Annotated in this window: 14 protein-coding genes; 12 read left to right on the top strand and 2 right to left on the bottom strand. The window is 40.1% G+C overall.

Annotated elements, in window-relative coordinates:
• Positions 1–229 precede the first annotated feature (229 nt).
• The 9 genes from FZC79_RS02625 to FZC79_RS02585 all read left to right on the top strand — a co-directional run bounded on the left by FZC79_RS02625 (position 230) and on the right by FZC79_RS02585 (position 9553).
• Positions 230–1162: an AAA family ATPase gene (locus FZC79_RS02625; protein ID WP_286365349.1), complete on the top strand. Its 933-nt coding sequence runs from the start codon at positions 230–232 to the stop codon at positions 1160–1162.
• A gap of 2 nt (positions 1163–1164) precedes the next feature.
• Entirely contained in the window at positions 1165–2358 is a 1194-nt protein-coding gene (locus FZC79_RS02620; RefSeq protein WP_148945312.1) for a DUF58 domain-containing protein, read from the top strand.
• On the top strand, positions 2328–3605 hold the full coding sequence (locus FZC79_RS02615) for a hypothetical protein (RefSeq protein ID WP_148945311.1): 1278 nt from the start codon (positions 2328–2330) through the stop codon (positions 3603–3605). Before FZC79_RS02620 ends, FZC79_RS02615 begins: the two co-directional genes overlap by 31 nt.
• Positions 3606–3833: 228 nt before the next feature.
• Positions 3834–4472, top strand: coding sequence for an ABC transporter ATP-binding protein (locus tag FZC79_RS02610; protein ID WP_148945310.1), 639 nt, complete (start codon positions 3834–3836; stop codon positions 4470–4472).
• Positions 4465–5247, top strand: coding sequence for an ABC transporter permease (locus FZC79_RS02605; protein WP_148945309.1), 783 nt, complete (start codon positions 4465–4467; stop codon positions 5245–5247). Before FZC79_RS02610 ends, FZC79_RS02605 begins: the two co-directional genes overlap by 8 nt.
• A 119-nt stretch (positions 5248–5366) precedes the next feature.
• Positions 5367–5621 carry a hypothetical protein gene (locus FZC79_RS02600; protein ID WP_148940523.1) on the top strand — a complete coding sequence of 85 codons (255 nt, stop codon included), beginning with the start codon at positions 5367–5369 and terminating at the stop codon, positions 5619–5621.
• Between the two features lie 599 nt (positions 5622–6220).
• Entirely contained in the window at positions 6221–6487 is a 267-nt protein-coding gene (locus FZC79_RS02595) for a phosphocarrier protein HPr (RefSeq protein WP_148940522.1), read from the top strand.
• Positions 6487–8205, top strand: a complete 1719-nt coding sequence (gene ptsP, locus FZC79_RS02590) for a phosphoenolpyruvate--protein phosphotransferase (RefSeq protein ID WP_148945308.1) — start codon at positions 6487–6489, stop codon at positions 8203–8205. The genes FZC79_RS02595 and ptsP overlap by 1 nt, the downstream gene beginning before the upstream one ends.
• Before the next feature lie 469 nt (positions 8206–8674).
• A complete protein-coding gene (locus FZC79_RS02585) occupies positions 8675–9553 on the top strand; it encodes an NAD(P)-dependent oxidoreductase (RefSeq protein WP_148945307.1) in 879 nt (292 codons plus the stop codon).
• Positions 9554–10133: 580 nt separating this feature from the next.
• On the opposite strand, the gene FZC79_RS02580 is transcribed toward FZC79_RS02585, so the two are convergent.
• Entirely contained in the window at positions 10134–11303 is a 1170-nt protein-coding gene (locus tag FZC79_RS02580; RefSeq protein ID WP_148945306.1) for an aminotransferase A, read from the bottom strand.
• A 370-nt stretch (positions 11304–11673) separates the two neighbouring features.
• Here FZC79_RS02580 and corA point away from each other — a divergent pair, with 370 nt between their 5' ends.
• A complete protein-coding gene (gene corA / locus FZC79_RS02575; RefSeq protein ID WP_148945305.1) occupies positions 11674–12669 on the top strand; it encodes a magnesium/cobalt transporter CorA in 996 nt (331 codons plus the stop codon).
• 870 nt (positions 12670–13539) lie between these two features.
• Positions 13540–14445, top strand: coding sequence for a chemotaxis protein (locus FZC79_RS02570; RefSeq protein WP_148945304.1), 906 nt, complete (start codon positions 13540–13542; stop codon positions 14443–14445).
• Positions 14446–14593: 148 nt separating this feature from the next.
• On the opposite strand, the gene FZC79_RS02565 is transcribed toward FZC79_RS02570, so the two are convergent.
• The gene (locus tag FZC79_RS02565) at positions 14594–15061 is read right to left on the bottom strand and encodes a YkyB family protein (RefSeq protein WP_148945303.1); all 468 of its coding nucleotides are present in this window, start codon (positions 15059–15061) and stop codon (positions 14594–14596) included.
• Between the two features lie 299 nt (positions 15062–15360).
• Between FZC79_RS02565 and ppx the strand changes: the two genes are divergently transcribed.
• Positions 15361–16902, top strand: a complete 1542-nt coding sequence (gene ppx / locus FZC79_RS02560) for an exopolyphosphatase (protein ID WP_252183221.1) — start codon at positions 15361–15363, stop codon at positions 16900–16902.
• Positions 16903–16927 lie beyond the last annotated feature (25 nt).

Raw genomic sequence — 16927 nt, 5'->3', positions numbered from 1 at the left:
ATTGGGAATTTTTGCTTTTGAAAATACCTGGACAGGGAGTGTCTCTCTGTACAGTGAAACCAGCTCTTTTCGCCATATTCTGATGAAATGTTTAAGGAAAGTCAATACTTAAGTCCATTCTAACGAAACATTTTTTTCCTGTATAGAACTGTTTCGAGGATTTAGAATATTATGTAATCATTAATGCTCTTTTGATATAATGAAAGAAAGATAGAAATGGGGGAGTAATGTGTTTGTCAACAAGTTGAAAGAAGAAATGGGAAAAGTAATGATCGGTATGGATCATGAAATTGAATTGTTAAGTATCGCTCTCCTGCAGGGTGGACATGTACTATTTGAAAGTGTCCCGGGAACGGGGAAAACCATGCTGGCGAAAACGTTTGCGGCCTGTATTCAGTCAAGTTTCTGCAGAATCCAGTTTACACCTGACGTGCTGCCGAGTGATGTGACAGGTATCCACTATTTTAACCCAAAGGAAAACGAGTTTGAACTTCGTCCGGGCCCGGTAGTGACGAATGTGCTTCTTGCCGATGAGATCAACAGGGCAACTCCGAGGACTCAATCAAGCCTTCTGGAAGTCATGGAGGAAAAGCAGGTGACCATCGAAGGTAAAACTTTGAAGCTGGAGGAGCCGTTTATAGTCCTTGCTACACAGAATCCCGTCGAATCACAGCAAGGGACCTTCCCACTGCCTGCAGCGCAGCTTGATAGGTTTCTAATGAAGCTGCCCATTGCCTACCCAGAGTTTGAAGATGAGAGAGAAATACTGAGAAGATTCAAGGGAAAACAGCCTCTAAATGATCTGCGTCCTGTTATTACTCCTGAAGAACTAAAGAAATGTGCAAGAGAGGTCAAAGGAATTCACGTCTCAGAAGACATAGAATCTTACATATTGCAGATTTCGAGGAAGACCCGTGACCATGAGATGATTGAATTGGGAGTGAGTCCCCGCGCAAGCCTTGCTCTAATGCGTGCTTCTCAAGGAATGGCTTATGTCCACGAAAGAGAATATGTAACACCTGGTGATATAAAAAAGGTTGCCAAATTTGTCCTCAGCCACAGGATTTCTTTGACTCCGGAAGCTTCTTTGACTAAAACAAATGAACGTGTCATGGAAGAGCTGATAGAAGAAATAGTGGTTCCTGTCGAATCGAGGGTGTGATTGTGGAGTGGAAAAAGGAGACGACTGAATTACAATCAATAACAGTTTGTACCTTCATAAGCCTGATACTTGCATTACTTGGGCTCTTTTTTCAAAATTTGCTGCTGCTGCTGATCTTCCTAGTCTCGTTTCTATTATTCTATAGTGCACAATTATACATAAATAAAGCAGGAGAGAAGCTTACTTTTCAAAATAAAAGATCCAGAGAGAGGCTTAATAAAGGAGACTGGAATGAGTGGTCTTTCACCTTCAAGAATAGCGGGCTGCCTATTTTAAATGGGTCATTGATTCTGCGGTTTAATGATGTGGTCCATCCGGCAGGAGTCGACTATGATGTGTTTCCAGGCGGTATCATAGAGATGAAAATTCCATTTTCCATTGATAAGAATGAATCCGTATGCATTAAATTTCCTGTAGAAGCGCAACGGAGAGGGCTGGCGAAAATTGATAAGATGTTCGTGGAGATACCTAATCTGTTTGGAAGCGGCGAGGTTCACATGCAATATACTAAACCTGTCAAAGCAGAACTGCTAGTGTTTCCACAGAAAAAAGCAGTGGATGGTTTTAGTTCCGCCCATACCAAAACCCAAGGTGTATTTGCTGTTCATGACTCTCTTTTCAGGGATCCATTTCAGCCTGTTGGAACAAGAGATTACTCACCAGGCGACAGCTTTGCAGATATCAATTGGAAAGCGACGGCAAGAATGCAGTCTCTGCAGACAAAAGTCAACTCTCCCGCAACAAGCAGGAATTGGCTGATTACCCTTAATATATCTTCAAAGTATTCAATCACTGGAGAATTGGAAGAACTGATTGAACGGACAGCGTTTATCATTGAAACGGCAGCCAAAAACGATATCCCTTATTCTCTAGCCATCAACGTTCGTTCATTGAACAGAACACCTTTTTACTACCTTCCGATTGGAGAAGGCAAAAAGCAGCGGCAAAGAGCGCTGGAAATGCTTTCAGTCCTTTCAGTTGAGGATGTAACTTTTCCATTCAGCATCATGTATCAATATTTGATTCTGCATCATCAAATTCCTCCGGTGCTCATCTCTGCCGGAATACAGGATAAAGAAAGTGAAAAGTTATTATCGATAATTAGCCATAAGGATGTTTCAGTCTTCCTATTGGAAAATACACATGACCAAGGAGTTTTGAGAGCATGGAAGCAGCACAGCAGGAAATTCGCGTAAAGGAAAAATCAGCTTACGTTACCCGGGTTTCAGTGAAATTACTGGCGGATACTTTGTTGCTGCTGGCAGTTCTCACTTTTTTTACAACCCAGAGTTCTTTTTTGGGACGAGCACTTCCTTTCCTATCACTAGCTATTGTAATAACGTTGCCTTTAGTTTGGGCAGGGATTGAATCGAGTAGGAAATTTAATGGCATCTTCCTTGGGATAGGTGTTACTTTATTCCTGACCGCGCAGTTTTTTTTAGGCCTGCCGTGGTGGTCCTCGCTTTTACTGTTGTTCTTGCTGCACTGGAGAATTTCGACCCATCTGGAGGAGGAAAGAGACTCACGTTATGAGGTGAGCGGCGGGTATATGCTCTCTTTCTTGATTATCACTCTTTCTTCTTATGTTTTTCAAAATATTTATGATAGACAATCTCCAGCAATCATTCTGTTCCTCTTTATGAGCGGAATGATTCTTTACAGTGGAGGTACATATATAGTAAGGTTCGCAGAAAGTGCAGTGCATTCTAAGAAGGCGGCTAGATTTAAATCGGCTAAGCTTCCCCTGCTTTTTACTGTACTCCTAGCCGGATTGGCCGCTTTGCTTGCTGCAGTGAATGATACAGTTTACGGGTCCATCAATTACGTGATGGGCGGTGTATTTTGGTTATTGTCTTTTCTGGTAACTCCAGTATGGCAATTGATCAATTGGTTTTTGGGACTGCTGCCCAAGGATATCTCAGAAGGTCTTCAATCTATAGGGAGACCGGATATGCCATACGACATAACGTCAGAACAACTTGAAGATAGCAGCAGCAGGCTCTTCCTTTCGTGGTGGAATGAAGTGCTGATTGCTGTCTTGGTTCTTATCATTCTGGTATATGCATGGAAGCGTTATAAGGACAAAGGGTGGGTGGCTGAAGAAGGGCCTAAGAGGTTCGCGGGCTTTTCATCCTTTAAAGCATCCGGCATAGCAGAGAAAGCTATTCAATCGACCAACACAAAGTATTCAGCGGCAGACAGTGAAATAAGGAAGGATATTTTTTCATTGGAAAAGCTGGCTGAAAAGAATAGAGTGTCACGGTTGAATGGTGAAACTCTTGAAGAGTGGCTGTGCAGACTTGGTGTTCAGGAGGATAAGGAATTCTATCGTCTTTATGAAGAGGTCAGATATGGAAACAAGGATATTGCGATTGATAAAACAGCCTGGTTCAAGCAATCCGTAAAGCAAGTAGAAGCCAAGATCACTGGTAAAAAGCCATGAAGGAATGAATTGCTTAAAATCTGAGTGTGCCCCGTCCGCATATCCAGTTTATTTGAGCAGGGTTAGGTAACCCGGGGGACTTTGCCGGCGGGGGCAGTTGGTAATCGGTGTACAGTGCAGCTGACTAATTCCTTACCAACATACTTTAATTTCTTATCATTCAAAAAAAGAGCATAACTGCTCTTTTTTTTGGGTAAATTTTCATTTAAGTGTCCAGGAGGCGAGTAAATGTTCAGATTAGAAAATGTTTCATATTATTCTATACTGAATTCCATTAACATGGAATTTGCAGAAGAAAAAGTTACTTGCATTACTGGTAAAAGCGGTGCAGGTAAATCAACCATTCTTAAATTTCTCAATAAAATGCTCATTCCTACAGAGGGCCGGATATTTTATAAAGAGAGGCCCTTGGAATCAATTGATTCAGTAGAGCTGCGAAGGAAGGCCGTCATGCTTCAGCAGGATCCAGTCTTATTTGATGGAAGCATTGAAGAAAATTTACAAATCGGTTTGAAGTTTTCAAAGCGAGCCCCGGCTCCGCCTGAAAGGTTAAAAGAAGCTTTGGAAATTGTCCTCCTTGAAAAAGCTTTGAGTGAGCCTTCTGAAAAACTATCGGGCGGTGAAAAACAGCGCCTGGCATTGGCAAGGGTCCTCTTAATGAATCCTTCCGTTTACCTTCTTGATGAACCGACATCAGCATTGGATACAGAAACTGAAGAGGCAGTGATGGAAAGATTCATCCAATCGGTGAAGGAGAGGAACGGCACTGTCATCATGGTCACTCATTCCGAAAGCGTCGCTGACAGGTTTGGAGAGGATAAGATTCACTTACCATACAGAAAAAAAGCAGGTGAACACATTGAATGAAGGCATAATAGATATTGAACTCACTAGGTTGATCGCAGCTTATATATTTGTTCTTGTTCTTATTTTTATTGTTAAAGTGAGGAAGATATCCAGGGAAAAACAAATTGCCATCGCCACTATGAGAATGACTATTCAATTGATACTTGCTGGTTATGTCCTCACATATATATTTGACAATCCCCATCCACTTCTTACGGTATTGATCATACTGATCATGGAAATTTTTGCGATACGAAATGTGTTCAAGCAAGTCAGGGAGAAGCTTTCTATGCAGATGAAAAGTATCATCACCGTCTCCATGTTATCAGGGAGCCTGGCGAGTCTCTTATATTTCAATATGATCGTCATCCATTTCTCTCCATGGTATGATCCACGCTACTTTATCCCCATTGCGGGAATGATCATCGGAAACTCCATGACAGGTATCACACTGGGTGTTAAAACGTTGATACAAGGGTTTTCTGCCAGCAGAGCCAGAATCGAGGGAGCCCTTATGCTCGGGGCAGAACCGCAGGCGGCAGCAAAGCCATATGTAGATAATGCATTTGATTCTGCAGTTCTTCCGACCATCAATAATATGCTGGGAATGGGGATTGTCTTTCTTCCGGGTATGATGACAGGGCAGATTCTTTCCGGTGTCAGTCCTCTTCTCGCGATAGAATATCAAATAGCCATTCTTCTTGGGATATTGGGAAGTGTGTCACTCACTGTAATCATATTCATTCTGCTGGGGTACAGGACCTTTTTTACAAAAGACAGCCGGCTTCTCGATTGATATTCTGAATGATTTCTGACGTTCAGGCATTGGGTCACTAATCTATCTCTATCAGTTCTATTTTTCTATGCGGGCACATAGGCTTTAGTAGAATCGATTGATAGGAAGGGGCAGGAAGAATGAAAATTGAAATGGAGCAGGCATTGAAAGTGAAGAGCATCGCACTGGATATAATAGAGGAATTATTGAAAGATGATGTACATTATAAAGAAAAAGATTTGAAGCATACTGCAGAGATGCTTTCCAGATGTATTTGTGATCTAGTTAATGTTTATACCGGTATTACAGACGCTCATGAATCCGCATTACAAGGAACCATTTCCAAAGCGAAAATCAGCTATAATGCAATCCTTGCCAATAAGCAGAAGGTATAAATTCCAAGGAAGAAAATCGAACCTTAAAAAAACATCATGAATAAAAAACAGGTTCTGTTCCCGTATATAAACTTCTGCCAGTGGAACGAAGTACTGGCAAAAATACCGTTAAATCAAGAAAAAGAAAAAAGGAGTGACAAATCGATGCGGTTTGGCACTCCTTTTTATGTGGAATTTTAAAATATGAACTCGATAACAGATCCTGTACTGAATGAACTTTTTTTATAAGCTTTCACAAGCGTTTAATTCAGGCTTTTGAGGGAAATCTAAATATAGACGTGATGAGAAGCAAAAATCGTACAGGATATGGACAAAGGGAACAGCCGCTGCAAAACAATACATCCTATAGCGGAATGCTTTATGGAGCTGAAAAAAGATTTAAAATATAGCCGGCAAAATGCCTGATTTTGGACATAAGATGTCTAATTTATGAAAATAATAAAAATATCATGCTTTACAATTGTTAAACTTTAAATTGCATGCTATTCTTTTAAATTGAAAAGGCTTATATCATTCCGTACTATCGCGGTATTTAATTGGGGATTTTCCACCCGGTTAAAAAGCTGAAAAATAAACCTATGTTAAGGAGTAGATTAATTATGGCACAAAAACAATTTACAGTAATAGCTGATACAGGGATTCATGCCCGTCCGGCAACACTTCTTGTTCAAACAGCAAGCAAATTCGATTCTGAGGTTCACTTGCAGTATAAAGAGAAGAAAGTCAATCTTAAATCAATCATGGGTGTTATGTCTCTAGGTGTAGGCAAAGGTGCTGATATCACAATCATCACTGAGGGAAGCGATGAAGAAGAGGCATTGAACAGCCTTGAAGAAACACTGAAAAAAGAAGGACTTGCAGAGTAATGTCTAGTATGCTTAAAGGAATAGCAGCTTCAAATGGCATTGCCATCGCAAAAGCCTACCGCCTCGTGGAACCTGACCTTTCTATTGAAAAAAAGGAAGTAGTGGATGTTGACGCTGAGGTAAACCGTTTCAGTGAAGCCCTCTCGACTTCAAAGTCTGAATTGGAAGCAATCAGAGAGAAAGCACATGAAGACCTCGGTGCCGACAAAGCAGCGATATTTGATGCTCACTTACTTGTTCTCAGTGATCCTGAGTTGATATCACCTATAGAAGATAACATCAAGAATGAAAAAGTTAATGCAGAGGCTGCTCTGAAAAACACTGCAGATATGTTCGTTTCCATGTTTGAAGGAATGGACAATGAGTACATGAGAGAGCGTGCAGCAGATATACGTGACGTAACGAAACGTGTACTGGCACATCTCCTTGGTGTTCAAATCTCCAATCCGAGCATGATTTCAGAGGAAGTCATCATCATTGCAGAAGACTTGACTCCTTCTGATACAGCCCAGCTGAACAGGGAGTTCGTAAAAGGATTTACGACCGACATTGGAGGAAGAACTTCTCACTCAGCCATCATGGCGAGGTCAATGGAAATTCCTGCGGTTGTAGGGACGAAGGATGTTACTTCAGAAATCAAAAACGGAGATCTTGTTATTGTAGATGGGTTGAATGGGGAAGTACATATCAATCCTACTCCTGAAGTGGTAGAGCAGTACAAGAAAGAGCATGAGCAATATGAAAAGCAGAAACAAGAGTGGGCAAAACTTGTCAATGAGAAGACGGTTTCTGCAGATGGTACTCACGTTGAGCTTGCTGCCAATATCGGTACACCTAAAGACTTGGAAGGTGTAAGAAATAATGGCGGTGAAGGAATCGGTCTTTACCGGACTGAATTTCTTTACATGGGCAGAACAGAATTGCCCAGCGAGGATGAACAATACGAAGCATACAAGGCTGTTCTGGAAGGAATGGGCGATAAGCCTGTAGTTGTCAGGACATTGGATATCGGAGGAGATAAAGAGCTTCCTTATCTTGACCTTCCAAAAGAAATGAACCCTTTCCTTGGTTATCGTGCAATCCGTCTCTGCCTTGATGAACAGAGCATTTTCCGTACTCAGTTGAGAGCACTGTTAAGAGCCAGCATTTATGGAAACCTAAAAATCATGTTCCCGATGATTTCCAATCTGAATGAATTCAGAGAAGCGAAATCTATCTTGGAAGAAGAAAAATCAAACCTCGTCGAAGCGGGCGAACAAGTATCACAGTCCATTGAGCTGGGTATCATGGTCGAAATTCCATCAACAGCCGTAATGGCCGATGTGTTTGCTAAAGAAGTCGACTTCTTTTCAATTGGAACAAATGATTTAATCCAATATACGATGGCTGCGGATCGTATGAATGAACAGGTCTCTTACCTGTACCAGCCATACAATCCTGCAATCCTTCGTCTAGTCAAGATGGTTATCGATGCAGCTCATAAAGAAGGTAAGTGGGCCGGAATGTGCGGTGAGATGGCAGGAGATGAAATTGCCATACCTATCCTTCTTGGCCTTGGCCTTGACGAATTCTCAATGAGTGCCACTTCAATCCTGAAGGCGCGTTCTCAAATCAGGAATCTGAATAAATCGGATATGCAAGCCCTTGCTAATGAAGTATTAGCGCTTGACACGAACGACAGTGTCATGGAAGCAGTAAAAAAAGTTATTAACTCTTAAAAATATGATTCAATGGGGGAAATGAGGGTATATAAGTACTACATCAGCGGTGACTTACTCAGCCTTTTCATTCTCATTTCCCCCTATTAGCCAGGTGTTCACGCACCTGGCTTTTCTTTATTGCATAAGAAATTCATCTAATCCATCTGAGTGGTAACTCTTAAATGTATTATCAGCAGCGCCCCCGGGTTTGACCAGGGTACTTACGTTATGATGCGGCCATTAACCATTATAAAACATGTAAGCGCTTTTTTAAAGGGTGAAATTCATAAAATCTTTTTCGAAATAGAGGTTTAATCATTATAAAAGAGGGAATCCTATTATTAAGCATAAAGTTGGAGATTCTCTTTTTACAACCCCCTTTTCTTTGAGGGCCTGCATAGCAGGTCCTCTTTTTTTTCGTACCAGACAATAAAGTATTGTTAAAGCAGAAAATTTATTATAATGGCAGTAAACTATATGAAGGGGAATGGTAAGAATGAATATATTAAAAGCAGGTTTCATCGGAACAGGAGTAATGGGTAAAAGCATGGCTCTTCACCTTTTGCAGAAGTACGAAAATTTATCTGTCTATACTAGAACGAAAGAAAAAGCAGGAGAGCTGTTGAAAGCTGGTGCGACGTGGAGCGAGTCTCCAGGAGAACTGGCCGCAAAGGTAGATATTCTATTCTCGATTGTGGGCTACCCTCATGATGTATCAGAAATTTATTTGGGAGAGAACGGGATACTTCATAATGGCAGAGAAGGCTTGATTGCGGTGGATATGACAACTTCTAAACCTGCTCTTGCGCAAGAAATATATAATTCCGCTAAACTAAATGGAATACATACACTCGATGCCCCGGTCTCGGGAGGGGACACGGGTGCGAGAAATGGAACTCTTTCGATCATGGTGGGTGGAGATGAAGGTGTTTATGAAAAAGCCCTGCCTTATATGAAGGCGTTTGGTTCTAACATCAGATATCATGGAGGAGCTGGTTCAGGACAGCATACCAAAATGGCCAATCAAATCGCCATCGCCAGCAATATGATTGGAGTATGTGAGGCCCTTGTCTATGCAAGGAAAGCGGGATTGGACTTGGAGGCAGTCCTTAAGACCATTTCAGGAGGAGCTGCCGGCAGCTGGTCACTGTCCAATCTTGCGCCAAGGATGGCTGCATATGACTTTGAGCCAGGCTTCTATGTTAAGCACTTCATTAAAGACATGGGAATCGCTCTGGAAGAAGCTGAGACTATGGGATTGGCACTGCCTGGATTATCCTTGGCAAAAGAACTGTATGAAGAACTTAGTTCAGCTGGTGCTGCTAATGATGGGACTCAGGCTTTGATAAAAATATGGAATGAATAATTATGTTCCTACCTGCGGGAGATACTATCTGCTGCTCTTAAGGTTTTTGTTCCCGGGAGAATTTTACAAGATAAGTGTGCTGTCCGGGAATTCATCTCAAAAGTGGAAGCACCTTGATCAGCCCCGACAGGCAAATGTTCTCAAGAGAAAAAAAGGCGGTCTACCTTTTTATCTCTTGGGGTTATTTGACCCCGAGGGGCTAGGTGCTGGAACTAGACGCACGCTAGTCCCGCAGGAGGTCACGCACCTTCCGTTCCAATCGAATCATTGCTAGATTTTTTATAATTAACTATGATTAACAACTCTCCTTCAGATTAATATTAGGATTGAAAGTGTATAGGAAATTGTGTCACAAATTTAGAAGAACAAAAAGTTCTGTCATTTGCTATTCAGGGTGCATTTCGTTTAACCAATTGAACAGATTTACCAGCAAGAATACCGCTAAAACAACCAAAAAAGGAGTGTCAAAATCAATGCGATTTGACACTCCTTTTGATGTGTAATTGTTATTTTTGTACTTCAAAACAGACCCGTTACATTGTCTGCTCCTTTGTCTATATTTGCAGACGATGAGAACTTCCTACTTCTTTATAAAGGCTTGAGCATCTCGCACGTATGCTTGAATTCTGTTCATACCTTTTTGAAGTTCTTCCATCGAACATGCATAAGACAGGCGGAAGAATCCTTCTCCAAAAGAAGAAAAACTATTGCCGGGAACCACGCCTGCTTTGTACTTTTTAGCCAATGTAAGAGCAAATGTAAATGAATCCTCGTTAAAAAAGTCTGGAATTTTAACAAAGAAATAAAAAGCCCCATCGGGAAGGATCACGTCAAATCCCATTTCCTTTAATTTTTCAGAAACATAATCCCTTCTGATTTTATATTCATCCCTCATGATATCTGAATCATTAATTCCCTCTGTTAAAGCTTCAAATGCAGCTTTTTGTGATATTGATGAAGCACATGAGACATTATATTGATGAACTTTAAGTATATGTTTAGCGATATTTTCAGGTGCAAAGACCATGCCTATTCTCCAGCCTGTCATGGAATGGGACTTGGATAAGCCATTAATAACAATGGTTTGGTCTTTAAGGAATTCCGAAATGGAAGTATGATTCCGGTCGTAAGTCAGTTCGCTGTAAATCTCATCAGCCAGTATAAATATATCCTTCCCTTTAATAAGGCTGGCAATTTCTTTTAACTCACTGGCTGTCAAACTTACTCCTGTCGGGTTTGAAGGATAGGGCAGAATGATGCACTTGGTTTTTTCTGTTATGTATCGGCTTATAGTTTCAGCATCCATTTTAAAGCCATTTGACACCGTATCGGCAAAGACAGGTAAAGCGCCGCACAATTTTATGATTGGTTCATATCCGGGATATACCGGCCCCGGTAGAATCACTTCATCCCCGGTACTCAAAAGGGTCCTTAGAGTGGAGTCAATTCCTTGTGAGGCTCCATTTGTAATGATAACTTCATTTGCCGGGTCAAAAGAGACATTATACTTTTTTCTATAAAAATTGGCGGCGGCTTCTCTTAATTGGGGGAAACCTGCATTATGGGTATAGTTTGTGTAACCCGCATCAATTGCCTTTTTGGCAGCTTTCTTAATATGGCCGGGAGTCGGAAAATCGGGCTGGCCAAGGGTAAGGGATACCATATCTTCAATATCTGAAACCATATTGAAAAATTTACGGATCCCTGATATTTCGATATTTTGAACTTGTTGATTAATTAAATGGTCCATTATTTATAACACCTTCTCTTTCTAACTTGCTTCATATTTTACCATGTTATCGGCATTAAAACGACATTAGGAGATTAGCTTGTTTGGAGAAGGGGTAAAAATATAAAAGCCCTCTTAGCCTGGCTGCTTTTGTATATGCTGCCGCTTTCGGATTTCCCTAATACTAAGGTTGTCCCTCTACGGCGAGAGCAGCTTATAAGGGTATCACCGCTCAATTATGGTGTTATTTTTGGGGGGATTGTATGGAATAGCAGCAGTTTACAAAAAGCCCGCATAAAAAGTGGATCAGTTCCTGTGATAAGCAATAAATCGTACTGGTGAAGGGCAAGTGAATTCTACAAAAGAGAACACGGAGTCTGGGGAGAACGTTATGATAAGGACTATAGTTGTGAAGGAAAATGGGGATGTAAGACGCGATATTCCCTTAGAAGAAGTAAGCAGAGAAGATAATCAATGGTTTTGGGTGGACTTTGTCCAGCCAGACAGCAATGAAACTCAACAGCTGCATGATTTTTTTCAATTCCATCCTCTGGCCATAGAGGATTGTATAGAAGAGTTCAGTGAACGACCTAAACTTGATTTTTATGATGATTACTTTTTCCTGCTCATGCATACGATTGATCATAAGACACTCGACTTTCATGAAGTGAATATGTTTGTCAGTGATAAGTTCATTGTCACTTTCCATAAACAGCCTGTTGATATTGTGGAGAGTACTTGGAACAATACAGATAAGATGAAAAGCGGGAAGTATACTACATATAATATTATGCATGAAATAATAGATGGCCTGGTGGATGACTTCTTTCCGCTTGTTTACAAGATTGAAGACAGCTTGAACCAAATTGAGGATGTTCTCGAAAATACGAATACTTCAGCAATCATGGAGCGCCTTTTTGATATCAGGCATGATATGTCCAAACTTCGCAGATCACTCGTTCCAATGAGGGACTTGATGTACAGGATCTTGAACACAGGTAAGCTGAACTTTCTTAAAGATCACCATCTTTATTACAATGACGTTTACGATCACTTGTTGAAGCTGGTGGAAATGCTTGAGTCATACAGGGAATTTTCATCCGATATCCGTGATAATTACCTTTCCATCAATTCAGATAAAATGAATAATATAATGATGACCCTTACTGTCATCACAACCATTTTTATGCCGTTAACATTTATTGCGGGCCTGTACGGCATGAATTTTGTTTATATGCCTGAACTGGAAGAGAGGAATGGCTATTTTGTTGTTCTTGGAGTAATGGGATTAATAGCAATGGGGATGTTTCTATTTTTCGTAAAAATTGGCTGGCTTCACTTTGGTATAAGAAAAAGGAAGAAAAGACGTAAAATACGTTTGAAGTAATGAAATATGCATTAACGTTCCTTAAAACTATTTGGTTCAAATAGCAGGGATGGTTATATTCCACTGACGAAATCAATTGTAGATTTCGTCTTTCTTATTGACTGTTTTCGTAAACTTTTGGGATTTTAAAAGGAAATACATAATGTATTAGGAATTTTCTGGTTTGCAAGAGAGAAAAGAGCTGCTATTCCTAGAAGAATCCAGCTTTTGCTTTTTTCCAATAGTAAAAATTTATGCGAAAAAAATCTTTAGAAGATAGCTTTTTAAATAGTGGAATAAACCTCCCTTAATTACTAAATAGCACCCATAATAGCTTTAATAGAGGAAAAATCCTCTTTTAATAAGTTATAATTCCAAAAAAGGAGGCTTTTTTCAAGTAAGGGAAAAATCTTCTCTTATTCATCAGCAAAATGAGCTGAAGACTGCATCTAAAGGTAAAATGTTCCCTTATTTAAAACCCTCTGGTTCTTGTAGTAAGGATTGGGCCTTCAATCCCGCTTTTTTTATAAAGGTTGTTGGGTAATACCGCCCTCGTGTGAGCAGAGTCATCCAATTCTTGAAGTTTTTCTGAAAGCAACAATATATGCGAATACAGCCTTTTCAATTTATGCTTATGTCTTCAAGAGCACTATTTTTCTGTATCACGAAATTAACTTTACAAAATGCAGCTGCAGCCTTTAGAAAAAGGGGTCTGCTGCCGATATACTTATAGAGAATCATCGCTGTATTGAATTTTTCGTCAGCAGTACCGTCTTCTGTAAAATCAGTTGAAAGAAATCTGCTGCCACACTAATCTAACAGCGATAAAAGGTCTTAAAGATGTACCTGCAGTCTTGTACAGTATCGACAAAAGGAAAGGATGCTGAAATTATGAATGAAGATAAAGGAATCCTGCTGGAATCAGGTACCAACGAATTGGAAATCGTCGAATTTGAAGTAGGCAGAAATAAATACGGAATCAATGTGATCAAAGTGAAGGAAATTATACAGCCCTTGCCGGTCACATCAATCCCGCATGCTCATCCATTCATGGAAGGGATCATCCAGTTAAGAGGGGAAGTCCTCCCTGTTATTGATATGAAAAAAGTGCTTGGTGTAGAGGATGGAGTACAAAATAAACAAGATAAATACATAGTAGCGGAATTCAATCAATTAAGAGTTGTATTTCATGTGGAAAATGTTACTCAGATTCACCGTATTTCATGGGAGCAAATTGAAAAGCCCTCGAATATGTACCAAGGAGGCGGCTCCCAGGTCCTAGGAGTCATCAAAAAAGGAGAAGACATGCTGCTTCTGCTGGATTTTGAAAGCATCATGGCTGAAATAAACCCTGACTCAGGGATACAGGTTGAGCAAGTAAGGAAATTAGGAAAGAGAACCAGGTCGGAAAAAAGGATCGTGGCTGCGGAAGATTCACCTCTTCTAAGAAAATTATTGAATGATACTTTGTCAGAAGCAGGTTATGATCAGGTTGAGTTTTTTGAAAACGGAAAAGATGCCTATGATTTCCTTGAGTCTCTGGCTGTTTCCAAGGGAAATATAGAAGATGCTGTTAATCTTGTATTAACAGATATCGAAATGCCGCAGATGGACGGGCATCACCTTACAAAACGCATCAAAGAGCATCCAGGGTTGAAAAAGCTGCCTGTCATCATCTTCTCTTCGCTGATTACAGATGATTTAAAACATAAAGGGGCAAGAGTAGGAGCGGAGGACCAGGTGAGTAAACCCCAAATAAATGAACTGGTTTTAAAAATAGACAAGTATATTTTATAGAGCTGCCAATCATGTGCAGACTGAAAAAGAAGCAAAGCTGAGTTATTGTTCAGCCTTGCTTCTTTTTACAGAGAATATATCAAATTGATTTCCAGTATGCACTGCGTTCAGTTACAATGCCCTTGCCAGGGAGCTTACGATTTCATTCTTAATAACTATCACCAAGTTTTTTAAATACAGGTTTCTGGTAACTGCGTCCGTAGGCACCCTGTGAAGCTTCTTTCTTCTCTTTCATGCCCGTATATTTTTCCAGGATCACTTTGGCTTCCCCCAGGCTCATTCTGCACTTGGGATTACGGGTTGTTTTATCCAGCGTTCCAAGGTGTGGAAGGTTTTCAAAATCGGATTTAGCAGGAGGAATATGGAAAGTATACATCCCGCAATCAACCAGGACATCGGACTGCTGTTGACTGAAACGTGGATTATTGGAAAAGTGCAATCCTACTTTCATTGCTTTACCTTCATTAATCATTTTTTGGAGGGCTTGTTTTTTCAATGAATATAAGTACTTCGGATTGATAGCAGTTTTGGCGTGGCGATTCACCGTAAAAACAGCTTGGGAGAGGCTTTCTACTGTAGTAGTATGGGGGGATGAATCTTGGGATTTTCGCAAAATATTGACTCCTTCCTTAAGTTGGGAATAGGTTTATTCTATTATACCTTTTTTTTCTGTGATTGGAAAGTTCGGAAAATATAAAATGGGTAAATGAAATGAATGAGAATAACTAATTTTCAACATATATATATATCCTTGTAACTTTTAAGATTAAATTTACCCTAAATCAGGTAAATAATATATGGTATGGATAGTAAGTTTCAATTAAGATTATCAAGATAAGCATGGTACATAAGCAAATAAGGAATACTTGGGAAAAAAATGACAGCCATACTATAATTTTAATTAGGATGATGAAAATGAGTAAAAGCGCAATAGTAGATATAGGGTCTAACACAATCCGCCTGGTTATTTACAGCCACTATTCAGATGGCAGGTATAAAGAGATAGAAAATGTTAAAGCCGTGGCGAGATTAAGGACCTATTTAGGGGAAGACATGAATTTATCCAGCGGGGGAGTTAATAAACTCCTTAAGATATTAAAAAGTTTCAGTGAAATCCTCGAGTTTCATGAAATTCCTGCAGCAAGGTGTGTCGCAACGGCCACTATCAGGCAGGCTCGTAACAGGGAAGAGATTATTTCTGCAGTCAAGAGGGAAACGGAGATGGATATCGAAATATTATCAGAAGAGCAGGAGGCTTTTTATGGGTATCTCGCTGTTATTTCCACAACCCCTGCCGATACAGCCCTTACAATAGATATTGGGGGAGGAAGTACTGAAATCACTTTTTTTGAAGATAGAAAACTGAAGCAGTCACACAGTTATCCTTTTGGTGTCGTTTCATTGAAACAACAGTTTATAAAAGGTGATTCTATCACAGAAGAGGAAAGAAGAAATCTTATCCAATTTTTACAGGGTGAATTCTCTAAACTTCCCTGGCTGAAAAATAAAAGAGTCCCAATCGTTGGGGTTGGGGGAAGTGCAAGGAATATCGCTCAGATCGATCAGCAGCAAAGGGACTATGAAATAGCAGGGGTGCATCAGTATATCCTCTCAGGCAATACCATCACATCCATACGTGATCAGCTTTTTCCCTTGAACTATCAAGAAATTGAAAAAGTTGAAGGACTTTCAAAAGACAGGGCTGATATCATACTTCCTGCTGCAGAAGTTTTCCATCAGCTGTTCAACTATACAGATGCCTCTTATTTTATGGTCAGCAGGAAAGGACTCAGAGATGGCCTGGTAATAGAGATGGCAAATGAAACCGGTGAGAAGATGCTGAACCGCGATAGTGTCATTGAATTGAGCATAAAAGAACTATGCCATGAGTTCGGCATCAACGAATCTCATTCAAAGCAAATGATTTTCCTGGCGGGAGAAACATGGAAACAGCTGTCAAAATCAGGTTACTGGCAGCTTGAAGCGGAAGATCTAAAAATACTTCAGTATGGTGCCGCTTTATATTACCTGGGTGAATATATTGATTCTGAGTCCAGTTCACAGCATACATTCTATATCATGGCGAATCGATCGATCAATGGGTTTTTTCACAAAGAAAGAGTGCAGCTTGCAAGCATTTCTTCTTTTAAAAACAAGTTATCCCTAAAGCAATACCTTAAGTTATTCTCTGAATGGTTCACAAAAGAAGAAATGAAGAAGATAAGAGAAATGGGTGCTGTGCTGAAGCTGGCCTACAGCCTGAATGCGACGAAAAGAAATATTGTTAGAGAACTGAATATCACGAAAATCGGCGGCTCTCTAAACTTCTCTGTGCATTGTCAAGGTGATTTTCTTGCAGAACAATATCAGACAGAAAAGCAAAAGAGGCATTTGGAAAAAGCTCTTAGAACTGATATAAACATTGACTTTAAAAAGACTAACTTAACAAAAATTTAACTGTTTCTTAATAAATGCCAATTCT

It is taken from the genome of Rossellomorea vietnamensis, from assembly GCF_008180615.1.
Lineage (GTDB): Bacteria > Bacillota > Bacilli > Bacillales > Bacillaceae_B > Rossellomorea > Rossellomorea vietnamensis_D.
The sequence above is the reverse complement of the archived record's forward strand: the minus strand, read 5'-3'. Positions and strand labels throughout refer to the sequence as shown.

Coding starts and splice junctions, on each gene's coding strand:
- corA (WP_148945305.1), top strand. CDS start 11,674: ATGATAAGGACTATAGTTGTGAAGGAAAATGGGGATGTAAGACGCGAT.
- FZC79_RS02570 (WP_148945304.1), top strand. CDS start 13,540: ATGAATGAAGATAAAGGAATCCTGCTGGAATCAGGTACCAACGAATTG.
- ppx (WP_252183221.1), top strand. CDS start 15,361: ATGAGTAAAAGCGCAATAGTAGATATAGGGTCTAACACAATCCGCCTG.
- ptsP (WP_148945308.1), top strand. CDS start 6,487: ATGTCTAGTATGCTTAAAGGAATAGCAGCTTCAAATGGCATTGCCATC.
- FZC79_RS02600 (WP_148940523.1), top strand. CDS start 5,367: ATGAAAATTGAAATGGAGCAGGCATTGAAAGTGAAGAGCATCGCACTG.
- FZC79_RS02585 (WP_148945307.1), top strand. CDS start 8,675: ATGGTAAGAATGAATATATTAAAAGCAGGTTTCATCGGAACAGGAGTA.
- FZC79_RS02595 (WP_148940522.1), top strand. CDS start 6,221: ATGGCACAAAAACAATTTACAGTAATAGCTGATACAGGGATTCATGCC.
- FZC79_RS02615 (WP_148945311.1), top strand. CDS start 2,328: ATGGAAGCAGCACAGCAGGAAATTCGCGTAAAGGAAAAATCAGCTTAC.
- FZC79_RS02610 (WP_148945310.1), top strand. CDS start 3,834: ATGTTCAGATTAGAAAATGTTTCATATTATTCTATACTGAATTCCATT.
- FZC79_RS02580 (WP_148945306.1), bottom strand. CDS start 11,303: ATGGACCATTTAATTAATCAACAAGTTCAAAATATCGAAATATCAGGG.